The organism is Saccharopolyspora sp. (assembly GCF_017434145.1).
In the GTDB taxonomy this organism is placed as follows: domain Bacteria; phylum Actinomycetota; class Actinomycetes; order Mycobacteriales; family Pseudonocardiaceae; genus Saccharopolyspora_C; species Saccharopolyspora_C galaxeae.
Map to the genome: position 1 here is coordinate 1 of NZ_JAFRFW010000005.1, position 1522 is coordinate 1522.

The 1522-nt window shown below is 73.7% G+C and carries 2 protein-coding genes; both read right to left on the minus strand.

The genetic code is table 11. The features are described 5' to 3' along the window. Positions 1-717, minus strand: a 717-nt coding sequence (locus IJH84_RS00125; RefSeq protein WP_295138679.1) for an MBL fold metallo-hydrolase, incomplete at its 3' end; no start/stop codon positions are given. Beyond that, positions 714-1522 (minus strand): NUDIX domain-containing protein (locus IJH84_RS00130; protein WP_295138682.1); only part of this gene is annotated, 809 nt, incomplete at its 5' end. The genes IJH84_RS00125 and IJH84_RS00130, both read right to left, overlap by 4 nt.

Genomic DNA, 1522 nt, shown 5'->3' on the forward strand with positions numbered 1-1522 from the left:
CGGGTCCACGTCCGCGTAGACGACCTCCACGACCTCGCGGGCGGTGACCCGGGGTCCGCGCTCATCCACGACCCGCCGCACCTGGTCGAGCCGCTGCGCGCGATGTGCCAGGTAGCCCCGTGCTGCCTCGGCGACGTCCGGCAGGTCCGGGCCGTGGCCGGGCAGCGCGGGCGTCCCTTCCGGCGACCGCGCCAGCTTGCCCAGCGATTCCAGGTACGAGCCGAGGTGCCCGTCCGGCTGGGCCACCACTGTGGTGCCGCGCCCGAGGATGGTGTCGCCGGTGAACACCGCGGTGGCTCCGGCGTGCTCCGCGGCGAAGCACACCGAGTCCTTGGTGTGCCCCGGGGTCGCGAGCACTTCGAGGCGCACTCCGGACTCCTCGATGACCGCGCCGTCGGTGAGCGCCTCCGCGCCCGCGCACAGCTCCGGGTCCAGCGCGCGCACCGGCGCCCCGGTCAGCTCGGCCAATTCCGCGACGCCTTCGGTGTGATCCGGGTGGTGGTGGCTGAGCAGGATCAGCGAGACCGGGGCGTGCTCGGCAACCCGCCGCAGGTGCCCGGCATCGGCCGGCCCCGGGTCGATGACCACCCGGTTGGCGCCGGTGCCGACCAGCCAGGTGTTGGTGCCGTCCAGCGTCATCGGGCCGGGGTTGTCCGCCAGCAGCACCGAAGCGAACGGTGTCACCGGCCGGAATTCGCCGTAAGCGGGATGGTTCACCGGTCGCTCTCCTCGTCGTAGCCGGGTTCGCCGGGCAGCACCACGCGCCAAGCGCCGTCGCGGTGCACCAGCCGCGGCAGGACCTTCCCGAGCGGTCGTTGCACCGCGAGCGCGGCCTCGACGCCGTCACAAGCACCGATCTCGGACAACGTCACCCAGGTCGGCGGCATGAGCCCGCAGCGACCTCGCCGCCACTGCTCCAGAGCGTCTTCCGGAGTGCTCCAGTAGGCGTGCGCGGCTTCCGTGGTCACCCCGTCCGCACGTTGCCCGTCCGGCATGGCGGCGAGGAAGAACCGCGTGTCGTAGCGCTTCGGCTCGTCGACCGGGGTGACCCAGTTCGCCCACGGGCGCAGCAGGTCCGCGCGCAGCACGAGGCCGGACTCGGCGAGGAAACCGGCCAGGGACAGCTCGCGGGACTCCAGGCGCGGACGGGCTTCGGCGTAGGGGCGGGCGTCCGCGACGACGGTGTCCGGGTCCGGACCCGCCAGCAGCACGCCGGATTCCTCGAAGGTCTCCCGCACCGCCGCGCACACCAGGGCGCGCGCGACCTCCTCGGTGCATTCGAAGCGTTCTGCCCACCACTGCGGCGGCGGGCCGCTCCACGCGATCGAAGCATCGGCGTCCCGCGGGTCGACGCCGCCGCCGGGGAAGACCGTCATCCCGCCCGCGAACGGCATGTTCCGCACCCGGCGCTGCAGGAAGACCTCGGTGCCCTGGTCGCCTTCGCGCAGCAGCACGACCGTCGCGGCGTCCTTCGGCGTCGCGGGCGGATCCGGCGCCGGCGCGGGAACGAATCCGTCCGGCA